The organism is Rheinheimera baltica, from assembly GCF_030731985.1.
Lineage (GTDB): Bacteria > Pseudomonadota > Gammaproteobacteria > Enterobacterales > Alteromonadaceae > Alishewanella > Alishewanella baltica.
In genome coordinates, this window is record NZ_JAPJDY010000001.1 from 197,919 (window position 1) to 218,280 (window position 20,362).

The window sequence follows — 20,362 nt, forward strand, 5'->3', positions numbered from 1 at the left end:
TATCAACTTTAGACGACGGCAAGATTAACTCTTGCCGTCGTATCGCTTAGTATCCGCTCTAACTAATTATCTGCGCCCATAATTATTCCAAGCTAACAGCAGATAAACGGGACACTCCCGTATAACAGATTAATTAACAGGTTGTTTATGAGTAAGTCGAGTAAGTATATTTCCCGTCAGTCTGATGATACTGGGTTTATTGCCTGGTCAGATGAAGACAATCAGATTTGGCATGAATTAATTACACGCCAGTTAAGTGTGGTTGAAGGCAAGGCATGTGATGAGTATATGGCCGGATTGGAGAAGCTTCAGTTGCCAACCGATCGGATACCGCAATTAGAAGAAGTCAGCAAAGTGCTTCGTGCTACGACAGGCTGGGAATGTGCCGAAGTGCCGGCCCTTATTAGCTTTGACAAGTTTTTTGAGTTGTTAGCAAATAAACGTTTTCCGGTGGCGACCTTTATTCGTAGCCGAGAAGAGTTTGATTACTTGCAAGAGCCGGACATTTTTCACGAAATTTTCGGCCATTGCGCCATGTTAACTAACCCTGCATTTGCCGAGTTTACGCATATTTACGGTAAACTGGGCCTTGCTGCGAGCAATCAAGACAGGGTTTATCTCGCCCGACTGTACTGGTTTACTATTGAGTTTGGCTTGCTAAATACGCCAAATGGTTTGCGTATTTACGGTGGTGGTATTTTGTCATCCCCGGGCGAAACGCAATATGCCTTAGAGTCTGATATACCAGAACGTAAGGCGTTTGATGCCGTAGATGTTCTTAGAACACCTTATCGGATCGATATTATGCAGCCTATTTATTTTATGATAGAGCGTATTGACCAACTGTTTGATATTGCGCATCTGGATATGATGGCTTTAGTTGAACAGGCCAAAGCCTTGGGGCTGCATGCGCCAAAATTTCCACCAAAAGAAAAACAAGCAAGTTAGGAATTAAACATGTCTGAATTAAAAGCAATGCAATGTGAAGCTTGTCGAGCTGATGCGCCGAAAGTCAGTGACGCTGAGCTTCCTGAATTAATGCGTCAGATACCAGATTGGACGCCAGTGGTTCGTGACGGTATTTTACAATTAGAGCGTGAATTTAAGTTTAAAAATTTTAAACTTGCTTGGGCGTTTCACCATAAAGTCGCTGAGTTAGCGGAAGCGGAAGGTCATCACCCAGCTTTGCTGTTAGAGTGGGGAAAGCTCACCGTAACCTGGTGGTCGCACTCAATTAAAGGCCTACACAAAAACGATTTTATTTGTGCAGCTAAAACAGATTCTCTTCTGGCGAATTAACGCCTTAATATCGAGTGGTGGTGTCGCCACCACTCGATATTAGCTATCTCTCTGCTTTTTGTTCATATTTCTTTACAAAATTACTGGTCTCAGTTGTTAGTTATACCGTATTATGCTGCTCACGATTTGGTTTCGGGGTACTTTGCGGTATGCGTTTAGAAATTCAATGCCAGAACAGACTTGGCCTGGCGCAAGAAGTATTAAATGTCTTAGTAAGTTATCAGCTAGATTTGCGTGGTATTGAAGTTGTCCCAAGTTTAAGCCGGATGTATGTCTCTTTTCCGACAGTTAACTTTGAAAAGTTTCAGGAGCTGATGGCAAAAATACGTCGTATTTCAGGTGTGGAAGATGTAAAAACGACAGCTTTTATGCCATCGGAACGTGAGCATAATGAATTATCAACCTTACTGCGTACCTTGCCTGATGGTCTAATCGCCATCGATGTCAAAGCTAATGTCACAGTAATAAATGATGCAGCGCTAGAGGCGCTATCTGTAGAACGTGATGCAATAGCCGGACAATCGCTGCATGGCATGGTTAGAGGCTTCAATTTCCAACGTTGGCTGGAAGGGGATGATGTGCTGGCACAGACTCGTCGGCTGGAAGTGCAAGGCAAGCGCTTTGTTGCTGACATTTTACCCGTTATGGTGCCTGATGACACTGGCGAGGAGATCCTGGCCGGTGCTGTGATTAACCTTAAATCAGAAAGCCGTTTGGGCCAGCATATGGTGGCGTTTAAAAAGGGCGATCAAGAAAGCTTTAATACCCTGCAAGCACATAGCAATTTAATGCGTAAAGTGGTGCGCGAAGCAAAGAAAATGTCGCAGTTAGATGCACCTATTTTAATTATGGGTGAAACCGGAACTGGCAAAGAATTGCTCGCCAGAGCCTGTCATGCTGCGAGCAGTCGTTCAGCAAAACCGTTTTTAGCATTAAGTTGTGCTTCGCTGCCAGATAACGTTGCTGAGTCTGAGTTATTTGGTTACGGCGCAAATGCTTTTGCCGGGTCTGCAGAGGGTAAAAAAGGTATTTTTGAGCAAGCCAACGGTGGAACCGTCTTTCTGGATGAAGTTGGTGAAATGTCCCATCAGTTGCAAACTAAATTAATCCGGTTTTTGCAGGATGGCAGTTTTCGAAGGGTTGCCGATGAAAATGAAGTAAAAGTGGATGTTAGGGTTATCTGTACCACACAGAAAGATTTACCCGGTATGGTGCAGGAGAATAAATTCCGCGAAGACCTATTTTACCGCTTAAACGTACTGACACTGGCATTGCCGGCATTGCGTGAGCGCAAACAAGACGTTATTCCTCTGGCAGAGTTCTTTATTGCTCGTTTTTCAGTACGGTTAGGGCGAAAAGCGCCTAAGTTAACTGACAGCTGCGCCAGTTTCCTGCAAAGCTATCCATGGCCTGGCAACGTAAGGCAGCTTGAAAATGCACTATATCGTGCCATTACGTTGCTAGATGGTTATGAGTTGGACCGCGAGCATTTACAACTGCCAAGCTATAACAACGATTTTGGTTATTTAGAGCAGGATTTTGACGGAACACTTGATGAAGCCGTTAAACGGTTTGAAGCCAACTTGTTACGGAAGTTGTTTCCGGCCTATCCAAGCTCACGGCAATTAGCCAAAAAGTTAGGATTAAGCCATACCGCGGTTGCAAATAAGCTGCGTGATTATGGTATTAACCGTAAGAGTGTAAAGATTTAGCTACGCTTTGTTCTTAAAACTGTACTGTCTAAGGGCCGATAAGGTGATAAATCGGCCCTTTTTGATCGGTTTTTTAGCAATAGCTGTTTTCGTACTGCCAACTTTACAAAACTGCATATTAGCCTTCACCTGACTGTCGCGTGCTCCCCTCTTTCTTTTTTTTACGGCTAGCGCATTATTAGCGCCATCGAAGACATAGCATGGAATACACTGATGTTAGATTTAACTAATCCACTGGGCACTGATGGTTTTGAGTTTGTTGAATACACCGCCGCAGATGCCGACGGTATTCAGAAATTAAAAGACTTATTTTATTCGTTGGGCTTTACCGAAGTGGCACAGCACCGTTCTAAGCAAGCATGGTTATACAAGCAGGGTGATATTAATTTTATCATCAATGCAGAGCCAAATTCGCAAGCAGAAGAATTTGCTCGTAATCATGGTCCAAGTGTATGTGCTATGGCGTTTCGCGTAAAAGACGCAGCGTTGGCGTTAAAGCACGCTATTGCAAATGGCGCCAAAGAATATAAAAACCAGGTTGGGCCAATGGAGCTAAATATTCCAGCGGTATATGGTATTGGTAGTAGCTTGCTTTACTTTGTTGACCGTTATGGTGCCAGCTCTGTGTATGACATAGATTTTAAATACTATGACAATTGGCAAGTAGAGATGGCAAAACATGGGGTTGGTTTAGAAGTGCTGGATCACCTGACGCACAATGTCATGCGCGGCAATATGAATGTCTGGGCGGGCTTTTACGAAAGTATCGGTAATTTCCGTGAGATCCGCTATTTCGATATTGAAGGTAAGCTTACCGGATTAGTCTCTAAGGCAATGACAGCTCCGTGCGGTAAAATTCGCATTCCAATTAACGAGTCTTCAGATGATAAATCGCAAATTGAAGAATTTATTCGCGAGTACAAAGGCGAGGGTATACAGCACATCGCTTTAACCAGTGAAAATATTTATGAAACCGTGCGCACATTACGCAACCGTGGCATGGATTTTATGCCGACACCAGACACTTACTACAACAAGGTTAATGACCGTGTAGTGGGGCATGAAGAAGACTTAGATTTGTTGCGCGAGCTACGGGTTTTGATTGACGGTGCGCCAATGAAAGACGGTATTTTACTGCAAATTTTCACCAAAACGGTAATTGGTCCGGTATTCTTCGAAATTATTCAGCGTAAAGGTAACGAAGGTTTTGGTGAAGGTAATTTTAAGGCGTTGTTTGAATCTATCGAAGAAGATCAAATTCAGCGCGGAGTGTTAAGCAATGCGTAAATGGGCATCGTTTCCATTAAAGGAAGGTGATGTATCACGCCAGGCTCATGCTGATTTTCCCGAGCAGGCTATTTATGAGCGTGAAACTGGCCGTAGTGGTTTTTTTGGTCCGGCAACGCATTTTCATCACAGGCATGCACCAACCGGTTGGAGCGATTGGCAAGGACCGCTTAGGCCTCACCTGTTTAACTTCAACGAAATAGGTAAGGATAACGCGAATTCGCCCTGGGCCGTGCCAAACTTGTTGTTCAATGCGCATTGTAAAATGCGTACCTGGCGCTTAGCAGCCAATATGAGCAAGCTGGCACGTAACGCTGATGGCGATGAGTTGCTGTTTATCCATGAAGGTAGTGCCGATTTATATTGTGATTATGGCCATATGACAGTGCGGGATGGTGACTATATTGTTATTCCGCGCTCTACCATGTGGCGTTTAGAGCCAAAAGAACCGATGTTTATCCTGTTAGTTGAGGCTACGAACGACAGTTATCAACTGCCGGAGAAAGGCCTTGTGGGTAATCATGCTATTTTCGACGCAGCCATGCTGGATACGCCAAAAATAAATGATGCTTTTAAAGCACAATACAGCGAAGACAGCTGGCAGGTAGAGGTTAAGCGTCATGGCGAGGTGTCGGTTATTACTTACCCGTACAACCCACTCGACGCGATTGGCTGGCATGGCGATTTAGCTGTTATGCGTATTAACTGGCGTGATATTCGCCCGTTGATGAGCCACCGTTACCACTTGCCACCTTCGGCTCATACTACTTTTGTTGCCCAGCGTTTTGTGGTGTGCACCTTTGTGCCTCGGCCAATAGAGAGTGATCCGGGCGCGTTGAAAGTGCCTTTTTATCATAATAATGACGATTATGATGAAGTGCTGTTTTATCACGCCGGCGATTTTTTCAGCCGAGACAATATTGAAAAAGGCATGGTCACGTTTCATCCCGCCGGTTTTACGCATGGCCCACATCCTAAAGCATTCGCTGCAGGGCGTGAATACAAGAAAAAATTTACTGATGAAGTTGCGGTAATGCTAGATACTCGTGATGCACTGGAAATGGGCGAGGCAGCATTAGCAACGGAAAATCCGGATTACGTTAACAGCTGGAAAGTAAAAACCTAAGCGCGATGGGTTAAGGATAAAAAATGAAGTTAGCAAGTTTAAAAAATGACAATCGTGATGGTTTACTGGTGGTAGTAAGCCGGGATTTAACGCGCTGTGTAGCCGTGCCTGCTGTCGCTGCCACAATGCAGCAATTACTCGATAATTGGGCGCAGTTAAGTGTCAAACTTGAAGAAGTCTATCAAGCACTGAACAGTGGGAAAGTGGATGGTGAAGTGCTTTTTGATCAGGCGCAATGCGAGTCACCGTTGCCACGTGCTTATCAGTGGGCTGATGGCAGTGCATATGTTAATCACGTTGAACTCGTGCGCAAAGCGCGTAATGCTGAAATGCCGCCAAGCTTTTGGACCGATCCGTTAATGTATCAGGGTGGGTCGGACGACTTTATTGGCCCTTGTGATAATATTGACGTTGTCAGTGAAGACTACGGGATTGACTTCGAAGGCGAAGTCGCTGTGATCACTGATGATGTGAAAATGGCATCTACGGCTGATGAAGCGCGCAGTAAAATTCGTTTGTTAATGCTGGTAAACGATGTGTCACTGCGAGGCCTTATTCCAAATGAACTTGCCAAAGGCTTTGGATTTTTTCACTCAAAACCGGCATCGGCGTTTAGCCCTGTTGCAATAACCCCGGATGAGCTGGGCGATAAATGGCATAATGGTCGTGTCCATCTACCGTTACTTTCTACCTATAATGGCAAGCTATTTGGTAAACCTAACGCGGGTATTGATATGACCTTTGACTTTGGTCAGTTGGTAGCGCATGCCGCTAAAACCCGAAACTTAGGTGCAGGCGCTGTTATTGGCTCTGGTACCGTGTCTAACAAGCAGGGAACTGAGCACGGTACTTCTGTAGGCGAAGGTGGAGTAGGTTATAGCTGCATTGCTGAAATCCGCATGATCGAAACTATTCGCGACGGTAAGCCATCCACATCTTTTATGAAGTTCGGTGATACCATTCGTATGGAAATGCTTGACGAGCAGGGCAATAGCATCTTTGGTGCTATTGACCAGAAAGTGGTGCAATATAAAGCCTGACCATTAGCAAGCGAATGCGGATGTAGTTTTTCTGCGACCGTTGAAGGGCCGGATGGCCTGAGGCGATCCCCCAAGGATGGGGTTACGGCGTGTCGCTGAAAAATGTACGCAGCCGCTGCGTATTCGAAGTTTCGTACGTTAAGGACCTGCAATGAAATTTTACGGTTATTGGCGCTCTTCAGCAGCCTACCGGGTGCGCATAGCGCTGAATTTAAAACAGCTGAGCTTTGAAAATCTGCCGGTACATCTGGTAAAAAATGGCGGCGAACAACACAGCGACAGTTATAAAGCGTTGAACCCGGCAGAGCTGGTGCCAACTTTGGTAGATAGCGATATCAGCCTGAATCAATCACTAGCTATTATTGAATATCTGGACGAGATGTATCCACAGCCGGCGCTATTGCCGCAGGAACCTGCTGCCAAAGCCAAAGTACGGGCGCTGGCGCAAGATATTGCCTGTGACATTCATCCGCTTAATAACCTGCGTGTATTACAGTATTTAACGGGGACATTGGCATTATCAGAAACTCAAAAGCAAGAGTGGATTATACATTGGTTACATACTGGATTTGCGGCATTAGATAAGCGGCTTAGCCTTACTGCGGGGCAATTTTGCTTTGGCAATGACATTACATTGGCCGACTTATGTTTAGTGCCGCAGGTATATAATGCTCAGCGCTTCTCTTTAGATATGCAATCCTATGAGCATATTAATAACGTTGTACATCATTGCAATCAAGTTGCCGCCTTTGCGTTGGCTGCGCCTGAACAGCAGCCTGACGCACAATAAGTTAGCTAAAATGCTGTATTGATAGTGATCAATGACAGCATTTATCATATCCCCCTAGACGATTGCTGATAGTCGCCTATGCTTAAGCAATAATTTCTTTGTTCTGCTATAGATATCATTGCGTTGCTCGAAGCAACATGTTGTAGTGTATGTAATTAGCGATAAATTGTTCATTAGCTAAGTCAGCCCCTCAGAGGTAGTGCAATATGAGTAAATTGATGGCCTCCGTAAATCAGCGGACAAATCTGGTTGGTAATAACCGGCTTGAGTTGCTGTTGTTTCGACTGCATGGTTCTCAACCTTTTGGTATTAATGTGTTTAAAGTGCGGGAGGTGTTACAGTGCCCTGAGCTGACCGAAATGCCTGGTGCTAGCGCGCATGTACGGGGTATTGCCCACTTACGTGGCGTACCGGTAATGGTCATCGATTTAAGTCAGGCAACAGGTGGAAAGCGAATAGAAGATTTATCCACGTCTTACGTTTTAGTTACCGAGTACAACCGCCATACACAGGGCTTTTTAGTTAATAGTGTCGACAGAATAGTTAACACCAATTGGGATCAAATTCTACCTCCACCCAAAGGGGCTGGCGCTGGACATTATCTGACCGCCGTTACAGAAATTGACGGTAAGTTGGTACAAATTATTGATGTTGAAAAAGTGTTCTCCGAGATTACCCCTGTCAATGAAGACGTTAGCGATGCGGTTAAAACTAAAGCGTCTAATCGAGACTTTAAAGATGTTATCGTATTAGTAGCTGATGATTCAGCGGTTGCGCGCAACCAGGTTAAACGCGCGCTAACCTCTATTGGTATTCAGGTCGAACTGGTTAATGATGGCAAACTGGCACTTGATTGGTTAAATGCCAAGGCTGCAGAGCTCGGTGGTGACATATCAAGCAAAGTACCGTTACTTATTTCTGATATTGAAATGCCCGAGATGGATGGTTACACCCTGACGGCTGAAATAAAATCGGATCCAGATTTACGCAATATGCATGTTGTGTTGCATTCATCATTAAGTGGTGTTTTCAATGAAGCGATGGTTAAAAAAGTCGGTGCGGATCAGTTTATTGCCAAATTTCATCCGGATGAATTAGTCTCAGCTGTTCAAAAATGGATGAGCGAAGAGTAAGATATTTGCTAATCTGCAGTGTGGGCACTGCAGATTACGTTTAGTTTAGCAACGAGGGGCATAAAAGTGTTTTCTTTTCCTAAAAGGCCAATTAACAGAGCCTTAGTATATGCAGGGTTATTTGGTATTGTATTTCAATTAACCGCAGCGTGTTATGCCTTGTGGCATGGTATTAGTTTACAAGCAGGTTGGGTTATCACGCTTATTGCACCGTTGCTATGTATTGCGTCAGGCACTGTATCTGCTTTGCAACTACAAAAAGAACAAAAGCAATAAATTAGCGGCGTGGTTTAAACATACCTTTGACGTTTACATCTTTAATACCTTCCTCGGAAAACAAAAAATTGATTTGCCCAGGGCCGCTGCTAAAGTAATAGTTTTCATCGTTTAGCTGTAGCACGAAATTAGCTTTATCTGGGTTGGTTTCCGTATCCTGATACAGCCTGATGGTGTAATTTTCGATTTTTAGTTCGAAACCAACGAGTGGTTCGTTAATAAAGTCGGGAACCCAAACGTGCTTATCGTTTTGAAGTATTAATGCGAGGGCATATTTTTCCGGTACAGTTTGTACAGTTAAATTGTACCGGCCCACGATAAACCTATAGCTTCCTTCACGACGAATATAGCTAAATCCGAAGTCAAACTCTTGGCTTGCACCTTTAACCGGATACAACTTACCTTCACCAGTAATGTCAAACTGTGCTCTACTGCTGATACTTACTAGCAGTAATAAGCAATACAGCGGCAAATACTTCATCAGGCTATTTCCTCGCTTGATTTGACGTTTATACGCGTTTGACGTCAACAACCAGCTTTAATTTCTGTCCAGGCTGCAAATAACTGCTTGTATCTATATTGTTCCATTTTACGATATCCGACACGCTGACACTAAAACGCTGAGCGATACGCGCAAGGGAGTCACCCTTGCGTACTTTGTAACTGACCGTTCTGGAAATCGCAGTAGCATCGGCGATTTTGTCTTGTTGCCAAATCGCTAGTTTTTGCCCGGTTTTCAACGCTGAGCGCTGTGCTATGCCATTCCACTTAGCTAATTGGGAAACAGTTACATTATGTTCGCGGCTGATATCCCATAATGTATCACCCTTTTGGACAGTATAGTCCAGCTTCGTACCCGCGATATTTTGCTGTGCGGTTTCAACACGATTAGGAGCGCTTAGCTCGTAGTCAGCATTATCCAGTGCAGCTATGGGGATCAGTAATGGTTGCCCCAACCTAATGGTGTTGCCGCTAAACTTGTTTATACGTTGAATGGCACTGATATTAGTATTGTGTTGTTGGGCAATTTTGCCCAACGTGTCGCCTTTGCTAACGATGTAACGTTTCCAGCGGAGTCTATTATTGCTTGGTGTTTGCGCTAACTTTTGCTTAAACGACATTGTGTGTGTAGCTGGAAGTACCAGATAATGTGGGCCATCAGGATCGGTTGCCCACTGATTGAAACCAGGATTAAGTGCTTGAAGTTCTGTAACATCAAGTCCGGCCAAATTTGCCGCTATAGCGAGATCAACTTGACTCTCAATATCGACTACGTCAATTTTTACTTCATTGGCAATAAATTTCCAGACAATCTCAAATTCATCCGGTCGTTTTAATATATCGACTAAGGCTAGTAATTTAGGCACATAGGCTGTGGTTTCTGCCGGTAAATCTAATGACCAGAAGTCTGTAGGTAAGCGCTTTTTCTTATTACGTTTTATTGCCGACATGATTCGGCCTTCACCAGAGTTATATGCTGCTATGGCATTTAACCAATCCCCTTCTAGTGTGTCGTGTAGATACTGTAAATAGTCCAACGCAGCACGGGTTGACGCGATAACGTCCCTGCGCCCGTCGTACCAATAATTTTGTTTCAAGCCAAATCGTTTACCGGTAGCGGGCATGAACTGCCACATGCCGGATGCCGCAGCGTGAGAGTATGCAAATGGATCGAAAGCACTCTCGACAATGGGTAATAAAGCCAATTCAAGCGGCATATTTCGTTTTTCGATTTCTTCAACGATGTAATATAAAAATGGCTGTGCCCGACCTGCAACGCGGTCAAGATAGGCTTGATGACTGGCGTAGTAGTTACGTTGTTCTACAATAGGGCGGGTTTGTGGTACTTCAAATGTTAACTGCATCTGAATTCGCTGCCACAAGTCTTCTAATTCTGTGACATCTACCGGCGTAACGTCTTCGTTAGCGCGTGCTGCCTCAGACCATAGATGCTTAGCAATCTGCTGAGCATTTGCTGCGTTTTTATGAACGTCTGCGGGCTGCGTTTTAGGCGCAGTTTCAGGCTGTTTGGTTATCTCGTCAGATGTATCGTTGCTTACGCATCCAGCGAGTAAAACGGCCGCAGCCAGTGCAGAAATTCTTATAAACATTAGGGTGTTCCACAGTTAAAAATACGAATGTTACCTTTTCGGCATCCGATTGCAAGTTAGCCTTTAAATTGATCTTTCGCTGCCCTTAATGCTGTAAATAGCGTCTGAGCAGAGTCTTGCTGCCATTTTTTCTGTAAGGATTTGTTTTTACAGCGTAAAAATGGATTTATTGCTTTCTCCAGTTGCATCTTAGATGGCAGTGTTGGCAGGTTTTTCTCACGTAAATGCGTACAATGGCGGGTATATTCGATCAAATCCGAATTACTTGGTTCAGCGTGTAAGGCGAACTTTAAATTCGCTAAGGTGTACTCATGTGTACAATAAATTTGGGTTTCGTCGGGTAACGCCATTAGCTTTTGTAGCGATTGCCACATTTGCTCAGGGCTACCTTCGAACAACCGACCACAACCAGCGCTGAATAAGGTATCACCACAAAACAAAACCGGCGCTGAATAGAAAGCAATATGGCCTAAGGTGTGTCCTGGTAAACTTATAACCGATAATTCAAGATTAAACTGAGGCAATGCTATTGTGTCACCTTCTGTTACGCTCTGCGTCAGACCTGCTATGCGATATTGCTCAGCAGCAGGTCCAATAACCTGAATGCCTGGGAAATGCTGACGTAAAATGTTAATGCCTGCAGTATGGTCGGCGTGATGATGAGTAACGAGTATAGTATCCAGCACTAACTGGCGTTCAGATAAATACTGCAGCACACTGTTTGCGCAGCCAGGGTCAACTATCAGACATTTAGCTGTGGTAGGCTGACATAGTGCCCAAATATAGTTATCCTCAAAAGCCTGTATAGGTGTAATCTCTAGCATAGCGGTCATACTTTAAATGGATCCGGATAGTAATTTAGCATGAAACCGGCATTAAGCGAAAAAGAGCAGACATTTCCCACCCACTGGCGTCAGTTTAATCAAGGCGATGCGCTTGCGCGGGCAATTAGTGTCGAACTGCAACCTTGGTGGCAGCGGATATTTGGCTATTACTTGCTCAAAATAGGCGATTTAAGCTGTCAATTAGATACTGGTGGTTGCAAGGTACAGCACCATATCAATGTTGGTTTGTGCAGTGAAAATGTCATGTTGCAGGCAGAAGCGGATGCACTGCCTTTTAGCGATACTAGCATCGATGCGATATTGTTAAGCCACCATTTGGAGTTTAGTCACGACCCGCATCATGTTGTTCGTGAAGCGCATCGCGTTATGCGCTCTGATAGTTATTTAATCATCACCGGCGTTAACCCTTATAGTTTAGTCGGCATATTAAAATACTGGCCTTCACTGCAACATCGCTTCCCATGGCAAGGGCGTTTTTTTAGTGTGTCACGAATTAAAGATTGGTTGCATTTGGTCGGTTTTGAAGTGTTGGCTGAACAGCGTTTTTTTTGTTCGGCTATGTTAGCTAAAGATTATCATCAGAGCCGATTGCAGCAGTTTTCTGAGAGTCATCTTCACTATTTTGGTGCCAGTTATATGTTAGTTGCCCGTAAGAGAGAGCTGCCACTGACGCCCATTAGGCCTAAGTGGCAACTGAATCCCACTTTTGAACCGCAGGTTAAAGGCGTTAGCGCGCGGCATCGAACAGATAAGGTTTAACGCTGTTGGAGCAGAAGTGCAGCATTGGCTGCTGACAACATCATAAAATACAGTCTGGCGTTTTCCGGTTCAGGCGGCTTACGGATTGTAAAGCCAAAACTTTGATAACACTGTATCGCAATAACGTTGTGGCGATGCACATAAAGTGAAATATCGCGTTGTTGTTGTGAGAATGCCTGCTTAATTAAATTTACGATCAACATCTTTGCTAGCCCCTGGCCTCGATGTTCAGGGCAAATAACAAGCCTGGCTAAATGGTGGCAACTAAAGCGGTCACAAATTTGGCCAAAACCTAATAAGGGATCTTCAGCACTTTTTCTTAAGCTAAAGCTTTGCGTGCCAGGGCGATTTAGCAGTTGCAGAAACCGCGCGGCACTGCAGGGAAAATCAAAATTATCACCACCCCAGCTATGTTGCTGCTCAGCCGATTTAAACCAGCTCTGCAACTGATGCATCTCCTCGACAGTGGCTAATGCGATATGAGCTTGGCAGGTGACATTGCTGCACGTTGGTGTTACCACATTAAATCGTCCGGTATTTTGTAATCTGCGTAGGGATCATCTTCATCCAGTTGTTGCTGTTTTACATTTAATACAACGATACTGTCACTTTGGCGCTGGCTTATTTTTTCCGCAACGTTTGCAGGAACAAGAAAATACTGTTCATCTTGCTTGGCAATGGCTAACAAGCCTCTACTAAGTTCGTCGTGCTGCTTTTTGCTGACATAAAGTCGCTTTACCAGTTTGCTATCAGTAAAATTATACGCCACATCGCCAAGCGCCTTAATGGTATTAACATCAATAAGTTGTTTAACCTGTGCCGCGATGGCTTTAATTTGCAACGCGGCTTGCTTTTGCTGATTTAACAATCGATCGCGTTCAATTTGTTGTTGCCGTGTCTGTTCTGCTAATGTGCTGGCTTCGTTAACAATTGGCTGTTTCTTACCTGCCTGTACTTTTTGTTTATGTTTTTCTTTTTTAACCGCTTTTAGTTTTTTAGCATCAGCCAAACCGGCCTTTAACAGTTGCTCTTTTAATGCGTTACTCATTTAAAACCTTGTCCAGTTTGTCGGCGTAGGCCGTGTTGAATGGAGGCGCTATAGTAGCGCAATCGTATAGTGTTATTAAATCAAACTAACTCAAATTGTCAGCATCGGTTATTATATAGCGGTAATTTAAGGTTTAAGAGGTTCACTTTGCCATTTAATGATCTATCGCTTGACCCACGCTTAATGCGTTCCGTGCAGCACCTGGGGTTTGAAAAGCCTACTGAAATTCAGCATGAAGCTATTCCTGCTGTGATGATAGGACGGGATTTAATCGTCTCCTCACAAACGGGCTCTGGTAAAACGCTGGCGTATTTATTGCCCATGATGCAGAGATTATTAAAAAGTCGTCCGCTATCTAAGCGGGATGCAAGGGCACTGATATTAGCGCCGACCAGGGAGCTTGCCAAGCAGGTCTATGCGCAATTACGTTTGTTTGTGGCGAATACGCCGTTGACCTCGGCGTTGATTGTTGGCGGTGAGAATTTTAATGATCAAGAAAAAATATTAAAACGCGAACCCAATATCATCGTTGCAACACCAGGAAGATTTGTCGATCACCTGGAACACAAATCAGTATTTATTAACGGTTTAGAAATGTTAATTCTGGACGAAGCCGACCGTATGCTTGATTTGGGTTTTATGCCGCAGTTGACCGTTATTAATAAGTCGGCGGATCATCGTTTGCGTCAAACTTTATTATTTTCTGCAACGCTTGATCACGCTGAAGTAGACGAATTGTCGCTGGCGCTGTTAAAAAATCCACACCGTGTCGCGGTTGGTGCTTCGCACTTGCAGCATCAAGATATTAGTCAACGTTTTTATCTGGCAGATCATTTAACCCATAAAGAAGCGCTGCTGAAACACTTTCTGCAGCAAGATGCGTTAAAACAGCTCATTATTTTTACTGCAACACGTGAAGACGCTGATCGTTTGGCACTATTGTGTGAGCAATTGGGTAAGGGCGCTGTTGGGCTTAGTGGTAAATTGTCACAAAGTAGTCGTAATTCGGTGATGCAGGCCTTTGCTACGGGTAAGCACCAAGTATTGGTGACGACTGATTTAGCCTCACGTGGTCTGGATTTATTACAGGTATCGCATGTGATCAATTTTGATTTACCTCGGCACGCCGAAGAGTATGTGCACCGTATTGGTCGTACAGGGCGGGCGGGTGCAAAAGGCGAGGCTATTTCACTGGTTGGGCCTAAAGACATTCCTGCATTGCAGCGTATTGAAGCGTTTTTAAGGCAACCTACCAGCTTTAGTGAAGTGGAAGGCTTAGCGGCGAAATTTGACGGTAAAGTCAGCGTCGCTAAAGCAACGTCTAAACCTGTGACAAAAAAGCAAAAACGTCCGGCTAAAACCCATACTAAGACAGACGCGAAAGAGGCAGTAAAGTCAGCACCTAAATTTTTTCTCGGTGGTGATGATGGTTCTGCGCCAGTAAAGCGTAAGCAAAAATAAATAGAGTGCTGATTATTTTTTCATCAGTATTGCTGCTACACTAAATTAGTTGTTGATTAGCAGGTAAACAACAGGGTAATCAGTAATGTGGCACATGTTGCTGATACGGCTAGAAAGAAATTATTTTCTGTGCAGCAGGCAAGGTTATTGACCCCTTACTATGGCTTAAATGATAATAAGGGTGAAAATATATACTCGTCAGCTGCTATGGCCGGTAATATTTAAGTCGCCAGCGAGCTGGCAAGTTTAGTTAAAGTAAGAGAGTGTTATGTCACAGTTAATTTCCGGTTCAGTTAAGTGGTTCAACGAAGAAAAAGGTTACGGTTTCCTGGAGCGTGAAGGTGGTAAGGACGTTTTTGTTCATTTCCGCGCTATCAATGGTACCGGCCGTAAAACTTTAGTTGAAGGTCAGAAAGTTACTTTTGAAGTAACTGAAGGCCAAAAAGGCCCACAAGCTGAAAACGTAACTGTTATCGGATAATTCCGGCCAGGCTTGCATAAAACCGGCTTTCGCCGGTTTTCTGTTATTTAAAATCAGATAAATGCTGTGAAACAAGTTTAGAAAGGTAAAGCCAGTTGTTGCAGTGCGTCTGTTTTAAAACCAATCTGTAGCCCGATAAGTCTTACCCCTTGTTGTTGCCGACGTTGCCACGCTTCAGTAAGTAATGGCAGTAATTTGTCCAATTGCAGTGGTTGGCCTTGTTTTTCAACTGTAGTTTGTCGAAAGTCACTAAACTTAAGCTTTATGCCTACTTTCTGAATTGGGGTTGTCTTACCAGCAGCGGTATTAGCGTAATGCTCTAATCGACGCTGTAGCTGAGGCAATAATTGGCTTAAAGTTTCCACACAATCCGTGTAATGCAGTAAGTCATGCTCTAGTGTGCGCTCGACACCCAGCGACTTTCGTTGTTCATTATTACACACCGGTCTGTCGTCAATACCCTGGCTACGTTTTAATAAGGTGTCTGTTAATCCGCCAAAATGCTTTAGCAATACAGGCAATGGTGCATCGGTTATGTCGGCACAATAGTGCAAGCCAAGTTGATTTAAACGGGCGGCTGTTTTAACGCCAACACCGGGCAGTTTTTTCAAAGGTAGCGTTTTAACAAAATCGGTTACCTGAGCGGGTGTAATAACAAAAAAACCATCGGGTTTATTTTCATCGCTGGCAATTTTAGCCAAAAACTTGTTTGGGGCTATGCCTGCTGATGCGGTAAGCCCGGTTTCAGTGAAAATACTATGACGAATGTCATTTGCGATGCGCGTTGCGCTTCCCTGGAACAAAGTACACTCAGACACATCAAGATAGGCTTCGTCTAGCGACAACGGCTCAATATGGTCTGTGTATCGGCTAAAAATAGCGCGGATCTGTTTGCTAGCCGCTTTGTACTTTTCCATATTGCCATTGAGTAGTGTTAGCTGAGGGCACAGTTTTATTGCCTGGCCTGTTGGCATGGCTGAACGCACACCGAAAGCCCGCGCAGGGTAATTACAGGTTGAAATAACGCCACGGCTTTGTCTGGACCCACCAATCGCGATTGGAATATGCCGCAACGCAGGGTTGTCTCGCATTTCAACTGCGGCAAAAAAACAATCCATATCAATATGTATTATTTTACGCACTGCTCATCCGCCTGATAGTATGCTGTTTGTATATACAGTATATTAGGTGGCATTGATCGTGCTGTAAAGAGTTCATCACACTATGGCGGGTTAAAGTAATAGGCTAATTGCCGCTTCAGCCATTTAGATGGCTAAATTCTAAGTGCACAAAACGCAATTAAGCGGTAGAATAGTCAGCAATTTTTGTCAGCCAGTTTTGACTTACTGTAATTTAATTAAGACTAAGCGTAAAACCGCGCCAGGAGAGAGCATGTTAAAGCGTGATATGAATATTGCCGATTTTGATCCCGAATTATGGCAGGCCATAACAGATGAAACTGAACGTCAGGAAGCGCATATAGAGCTTATCGCCTCTGAAAACTATGCTAGCCCACGTGTATTACAAGCTCAAGGCTCTCAGCTGACAAACAAATATGCTGAAGGGTATCCGCACAAGCGCTATTATGGCGGCTGTGAGTATGTAGATATTGCAGAAGATTTAGCCATTGCTCGTGCTAAAGAATTATTTGGCGCAGATTACGCTAACGTGCAACCACATGCGGGTTCACAGGCAAACTCTGCGGTGTTTCTGGCGCTGTTAAACGCAGGCGATACTATTTTAGGTATGAGCCTGGCTCATGGTGGTCACTTAACGCATGGCTCGCACGTTAGTGCATCAGGTAAGCTTTATAAAGCCGTGCAATATGGCCTGCACCCTGAAACAGGTGTTATTGACTACGATCAGGCCGAAGCGTTGGCGCTGGAGCATAAACCAAAACTGATCATTGCAGGTTTTTCTGCCTACTCAGGCATTGTTGATTGGCAGCGTTTTCGCGATATCGCTGACAAAGTTGGTGCTTATTTGATGGTCGATATGGCCCATGTTGCTGGTTTAGTGGCTGCTGGTTTATACCCTAACCCGGTATCGGTTGCTGATGTAGTAACCACAACAACGCATAAAACATTAGCCGGTCCGCGTGGTGGGTTAATTTTAGCGCGTAAGAACGAAGAAATTGAGAAAAAGTTAAACTCAGCGGTATTCCCAGGCAGTCAGGGTGGCCCGTTAATGCATGTTATTGCAGCCAAGGCGGTTGCTTTTAAAGAAGCGTTGCAACCAGAATTTAAGGTGTATCAGCAACATGTGCTGCAAAACGCTGTGGCTATGTGTGATGCGATGATGGCACGTGGTTATAAAATTGTTTCTGGTGGTACAAAGAATCACCTGTTTTTGATGGATTTGATTGATAAAGACATAACAGGTAAAGAAGCTGATGCCTGGTTGGGCCAAGCGCACATTACGGTGAATAAAAACTCTGTGCCTAACGATCCCCGCTCACCTTTCGTCACGTCAGGTTTGCGCATTGGTACGCCAGCCATTACCCGTCGCGGTTTTAAAGAAGCTGAAGCGCGTACAGTAGCAAACTTGATTTGTGACGTGCTGGATAGCCGTGGGGATGCGGGTGTAATTGATAGCGTACGAGCCCAGGTATCTGAGCTGTGTGGGCGTTTCCCAGTTTATGCGTAAGCATTAATTAAGTGCTATGATGGCCGCTATTGCGGCCATTTCTTTATCTGGCTTTTCTCTTTATTCAGCTGTTGGTGGCTTAGCAGGATCTCGAATATGTACTGTCCGTTTTGTAATGCAGACGATACCAAAGTAATAGACTCGCGTCTGGTCGCTGATGGCCATCAGGTAAGGCGCCGACGTGAGTGTCTTGCCTGTCATGAACGTTTTACTACCTTTGAAGCTGCAGAACTTGTGATGCCTCGCATTATTAAACGCGATGGCTCTCGTGAACCTTTCAATGAAGATAAACTGCGCAGTGGCCTGTTGCGTTCACTGGAAAAACGACCGGTGGCGACTGAGCAAATCGAGCAGTTGATTAATAAAATTAAATCACAGCTGCGCGCTACCGGTGAGCGGGAGATTGGCAGCCAGCTACTGGGTAATCTTATTATGGACGAGCTGGTCAAGGTTGATAAGGTGGCCTATGTGCGTTTTGCTTCTGTTTACCGCTCATTTAAGGATATTCGTGAGTTTGGCGAGGAAATTGCGCGCCTGGGAGAAAAATCCTAATGTTTAGTGCTGCAGATACTGGCTTTATGGCGCTAGCCTTACAGCTCGCAGAGCTTGGCCGCTATACGACTAGCCCGAATCCGAATGTCGGTGCTTTAATAGTGAAAAACGGTCAGATCGTCGGACGTGGTTATCACAAACAAGCCGGCGGTCCTCATGCAGAGGTGTTTGCGTTACAAGAGGCCGGCAGTGATGCCCGAGGGGCAACCTGCTATGTGACATTAGAACCCTGTAGTCATCATGGTCGCACGCCACCCTGTGCTGAAGCATTAGTGGCGGCCGGTATTTCCCGGGTGGTAATTGCGATGCAAGACCCTAATCCGCAGGTTGCGGGTAAAGGTGCAGCGATACTGCGAAATGCCGGTATGCAGGTAGATATAGGCTTATTGGATACACAAGCTCGGGCATTAAACCTGGGTTTTTTAAGTCGGATGGAACGGCAAAGGCCGTATGTCCGGCTAAAGTTAGCCGCTAGCCTCGATGGCCGCACGGCTTTGGCTAATGGTGACAGTAAGTGGTTAACGGGTGAGGCCGCTCGTGCAGATGTGCAGCATTTTCGGGCGCAAAGTTGTGCCGTGTTGTCTACCGCGACTACGGTATTGGCTGACAATGCGCGTTTGAACTTGCGCGCTGAACAACTACAGCAAGATATTGGGAGGCTGGACAGTGGTGAACTGCGCCAACCTAAGCGGGTAATTTTGGACAGAAATGGTTTGTTGAAGCATGATTTGGCCATTTTTTCTGACGGTGGCGAAGTGTTATTGTGTGTCAGTAAGCTTGAAAATGACCGACAATTACCCAATATTGCCAGACAAATCCATTGTCCGCTGAATAATGATGCCCAGTTTGATATTGCCGCCTTATTACAACATCTGGCGTTGCGTGAGCAAGTCAATACATTATGGGTAGAGGCGGGTGCCACGTTAGCGGGCACTTTGTTGCAGTTAAAATTGGTAGATGAACTTATTGTTTACCTGTCACCCAAGTTGCTAGGGAACGCTGCGCAGCCGCTAGCGGTATTGCCACAATATACTGCATTGACGCAGGTTCCAGAGTTAAGCTGGAGCGATATACGTTTGGTAGGGCAGGATATCCGCCTTACTGCCAACTTACTCTAATCTCAGTGGTACAAGAGAGAAATTATGTTTACAGGTATCGTTGAAGCCACGGGTACTCTTACGGAGATCGTGCGTCAAGGTGCAGATCTTACAGTGACGATTCACAGCAATAGTTTAGATTTTACCGACGTTAAGCTCGGCGACAGTATTGCCAGCAATGGAGTATGTTTAACCGTAACCCAGCTAAGCGCAAATAGCTTTTGTGCTGACGTGTCGTCAGAAACCTTAGCCAATACCTTATTCGGCCATTATCAGCGGGGCCAGGTTATTAATCTGGAAAAAGCGATGTTGCCTACAACACGCTTGGGTGGACATATTGTCAGCGGCCACGTTGATGGGGTAACAGAGGTCGTTCGTATTGAAAGCGCTGGAAGGTCCTGGCATATCTGGTTGGCGTTGCCAAACGCATTGGCGCACTACATTGCAACTAAAGGCTCGGTTACCATTGACGGTGTTAGTTTGACGGTCAACGAAGTAAATAAAGACGCCTTGCGGCTAACAATAGTGCCTCATACCGCCACACAAACTACAATTTCACGCCTTAAAGTGGGCACTAAAGTACATCTGGAAGTCGATGTTATTGCCCGCTATTTGGAACGTTTACTTCACAAGGATACCGACAAAGCCAATGGCGGCGTTAGTATGGCGCTGTTGTCTCAGCGCGGTTTTTTATAAATA

The 20,362-nt window shown here is 44.8% G+C and carries 22 protein-coding genes; 16 read left to right on the forward strand and 6 right to left on the reverse strand.

Features of this window, described 5'->3' with window-relative positions:
• Nucleotides 1–147 precede the first annotated feature (147 nt).
• From phhA to ORJ00_RS01005, 9 genes are all read left to right on the forward strand, one after another.
• The gene (gene phhA / locus ORJ00_RS00965; protein ID WP_306138727.1) at nucleotides 148–948 is read left to right on the forward strand and encodes a phenylalanine 4-monooxygenase; all 801 of its coding nucleotides are present in this window, start codon (nucleotides 148–150) and stop codon (nucleotides 946–948) included.
• Nucleotides 949–957: 9 nt separating this feature from the next.
• Nucleotides 958–1,299 carry a 4a-hydroxytetrahydrobiopterin dehydratase gene (locus tag ORJ00_RS00970; RefSeq protein WP_027669673.1) on the forward strand — a complete coding sequence of 114 codons (342 nt, stop codon included), beginning with the start codon at nucleotides 958–960 and terminating at the stop codon, nucleotides 1,297–1,299.
• A gap of 149 nt (nucleotides 1,300–1,448) precedes the next feature.
• Nucleotides 1,449–3,011, forward strand: a complete 1,563-nt coding sequence (tyrR, locus tag ORJ00_RS00975) for a transcriptional regulator TyrR (protein ID WP_027669672.1) — start codon at nucleotides 1,449–1,451, stop codon at nucleotides 3,009–3,011.
• 213 nt (nucleotides 3,012–3,224) lie between these two features.
• Nucleotides 3,225–4,298, forward strand: coding sequence for a 4-hydroxyphenylpyruvate dioxygenase (hppD, locus tag ORJ00_RS00980; RefSeq protein WP_027669671.1), 1,074 nt, complete (start codon nucleotides 3,225–3,227; stop codon nucleotides 4,296–4,298).
• The gene (locus ORJ00_RS00985; RefSeq protein ID WP_027669670.1) at nucleotides 4,291–5,424 is read left to right on the forward strand and encodes a homogentisate 1,2-dioxygenase; all 1,134 of its coding nucleotides are present in this window, start codon (nucleotides 4,291–4,293) and stop codon (nucleotides 5,422–5,424) included. Before hppD ends, ORJ00_RS00985 begins: the two co-directional genes overlap by 8 nt.
• Nucleotides 5,425–5,447: 23 nt before the next feature.
• Nucleotides 5,448–6,464, forward strand: coding sequence for a fumarylacetoacetate hydrolase family protein (locus ORJ00_RS00990; protein WP_306138728.1), 1,017 nt, complete (start codon nucleotides 5,448–5,450; stop codon nucleotides 6,462–6,464).
• 151 nt (nucleotides 6,465–6,615) lie between these two features.
• Complete coding sequence (gene maiA / locus ORJ00_RS00995; protein ID WP_027669668.1) at nucleotides 6,616–7,254, forward strand: maleylacetoacetate isomerase; 639 nt, start codon at nucleotides 6,616–6,618, stop codon at nucleotides 7,252–7,254.
• Nucleotides 7,255–7,460: 206 nt separating this feature from the next.
• Nucleotides 7,461–8,387: a chemotaxis protein gene (locus tag ORJ00_RS01000; protein WP_027669667.1), complete on the forward strand. Its 927-nt coding sequence runs from the start codon at nucleotides 7,461–7,463 to the stop codon at nucleotides 8,385–8,387.
• Between the two features lie 66 nt (nucleotides 8,388–8,453).
• The gene (locus tag ORJ00_RS01005) at nucleotides 8,454–8,663 is read left to right on the forward strand and encodes a hypothetical protein (protein WP_037053457.1); all 210 of its coding nucleotides are present in this window, start codon (nucleotides 8,454–8,456) and stop codon (nucleotides 8,661–8,663) included.
• Nucleotide 8,664: 1 nt separating this feature from the next.
• Here the strand turns inward: ORJ00_RS01005 and ORJ00_RS01010 are convergent, their stop codons facing one another.
• From ORJ00_RS01010 to gloB, 3 genes are read right to left on the reverse strand one after another with little or no spacing between them, the layout of a single operon-like run.
• On the reverse strand, nucleotides 8,665–9,144 hold the full coding sequence (locus ORJ00_RS01010) for a hypothetical protein (protein ID WP_027669665.1): 480 nt from the start codon (nucleotides 9,142–9,144) through the stop codon (nucleotides 8,665–8,667).
• A 28-nt stretch (nucleotides 9,145–9,172) separates the two neighbouring features.
• On the reverse strand, nucleotides 9,173–10,774 hold the full coding sequence (locus tag ORJ00_RS01015) for a LysM peptidoglycan-binding domain-containing protein (RefSeq protein WP_305973123.1): 1,602 nt from the start codon (nucleotides 10,772–10,774) through the stop codon (nucleotides 9,173–9,175).
• A 56-nt stretch (nucleotides 10,775–10,830) separates the two neighbouring features.
• Entirely contained in the window at nucleotides 10,831–11,607 is a 777-nt protein-coding gene (gene gloB, locus ORJ00_RS01020) for a hydroxyacylglutathione hydrolase (RefSeq protein WP_240474809.1), read from the reverse strand.
• A 30-nt stretch (nucleotides 11,608–11,637) separates the two neighbouring features.
• On the opposite strand from gloB, the gene ORJ00_RS01025 reads away from it, so the two are divergent.
• Nucleotides 11,638–12,378 carry a methyltransferase domain-containing protein gene (locus ORJ00_RS01025; protein WP_027669662.1) on the forward strand — a complete coding sequence of 247 codons (741 nt, stop codon included), beginning with the start codon at nucleotides 11,638–11,640 and terminating at the stop codon, nucleotides 12,376–12,378.
• Here ORJ00_RS01025 and ORJ00_RS01030 read toward each other — a convergent pair.
• Together ORJ00_RS01030 and ORJ00_RS01035 are read right to left on the reverse strand one after the other, a co-directional pair.
• Nucleotides 12,375–12,824 carry a GNAT family N-acetyltransferase gene (locus ORJ00_RS01030; RefSeq protein ID WP_306125215.1) on the reverse strand — a complete coding sequence of 150 codons (450 nt, stop codon included), beginning with the start codon at nucleotides 12,822–12,824 and terminating at the stop codon, nucleotides 12,375–12,377. The two genes, ORJ00_RS01025 and ORJ00_RS01030, sit on opposite strands and share 4 nt — an antisense overlap.
• A gap of 68 nt (nucleotides 12,825–12,892) precedes the next feature.
• Nucleotides 12,893–13,426: a DUF2058 domain-containing protein gene (locus ORJ00_RS01035; protein WP_027669661.1), complete on the reverse strand. Its 534-nt coding sequence runs from the start codon at nucleotides 13,424–13,426 to the stop codon at nucleotides 12,893–12,895.
• 147 nt (nucleotides 13,427–13,573) lie between these two features.
• Here ORJ00_RS01035 and ORJ00_RS01040 point away from each other — a divergent pair, with 147 nt between their 5' ends.
• Nucleotides 13,574–14,887: a DEAD/DEAH box helicase gene (locus ORJ00_RS01040; RefSeq protein WP_306138729.1), complete on the forward strand. Its 1,314-nt coding sequence runs from the start codon at nucleotides 13,574–13,576 to the stop codon at nucleotides 14,885–14,887.
• Nucleotides 14,888–15,155: 268 nt separating this feature from the next.
• The gene (locus ORJ00_RS01045) at nucleotides 15,156–15,368 is read left to right on the forward strand and encodes a cold-shock protein (RefSeq protein ID WP_027669659.1); all 213 of its coding nucleotides are present in this window, start codon (nucleotides 15,156–15,158) and stop codon (nucleotides 15,366–15,368) included.
• Nucleotides 15,369–15,445: 77 nt separating this feature from the next.
• Here ORJ00_RS01045 and dinB read toward each other — a convergent pair whose 3' ends face one another.
• Nucleotides 15,446–16,510: a DNA polymerase IV gene (dinB, locus tag ORJ00_RS01050; protein WP_306138731.1), complete on the reverse strand. Its 1,065-nt coding sequence runs from the start codon at nucleotides 16,508–16,510 to the stop codon at nucleotides 15,446–15,448.
• A 250-nt stretch (nucleotides 16,511–16,760) separates the two neighbouring features.
• Here dinB and glyA point away from each other — a divergent pair, with 250 nt between their 5' ends.
• From glyA to ORJ00_RS01070, 4 genes are all read left to right on the forward strand, one after another.
• Nucleotides 16,761–18,014 carry a serine hydroxymethyltransferase gene (glyA, locus tag ORJ00_RS01055; RefSeq protein WP_305973129.1) on the forward strand — a complete coding sequence of 418 codons (1,254 nt, stop codon included), beginning with the start codon at nucleotides 16,761–16,763 and terminating at the stop codon, nucleotides 18,012–18,014.
• A 96-nt stretch (nucleotides 18,015–18,110) separates the two neighbouring features.
• The gene (gene nrdR, locus ORJ00_RS01060; RefSeq protein WP_027669656.1) at nucleotides 18,111–18,566 is read left to right on the forward strand and encodes a transcriptional regulator NrdR; all 456 of its coding nucleotides are present in this window, start codon (nucleotides 18,111–18,113) and stop codon (nucleotides 18,564–18,566) included.
• Entirely contained in the window at nucleotides 18,566–19,684 is a 1,119-nt protein-coding gene (gene ribD / locus ORJ00_RS01065; RefSeq protein WP_306125216.1) for a bifunctional diaminohydroxyphosphoribosylaminopyrimidine deaminase/5-amino-6-(5-phosphoribosylamino)uracil reductase RibD, read from the forward strand. The genes nrdR and ribD overlap by 1 nt, the downstream gene beginning before the upstream one ends.
• A 24-nt stretch (nucleotides 19,685–19,708) precedes the next feature.
• Nucleotides 19,709–20,359 (forward strand): riboflavin synthase, encoded by a 651-nt coding sequence (locus ORJ00_RS01070; RefSeq protein WP_306125217.1) that lies wholly within the window; start codon nucleotides 19,709–19,711, stop codon nucleotides 20,357–20,359.
• Nucleotides 20,360–20,362: the final 3 nt, after the last annotated feature.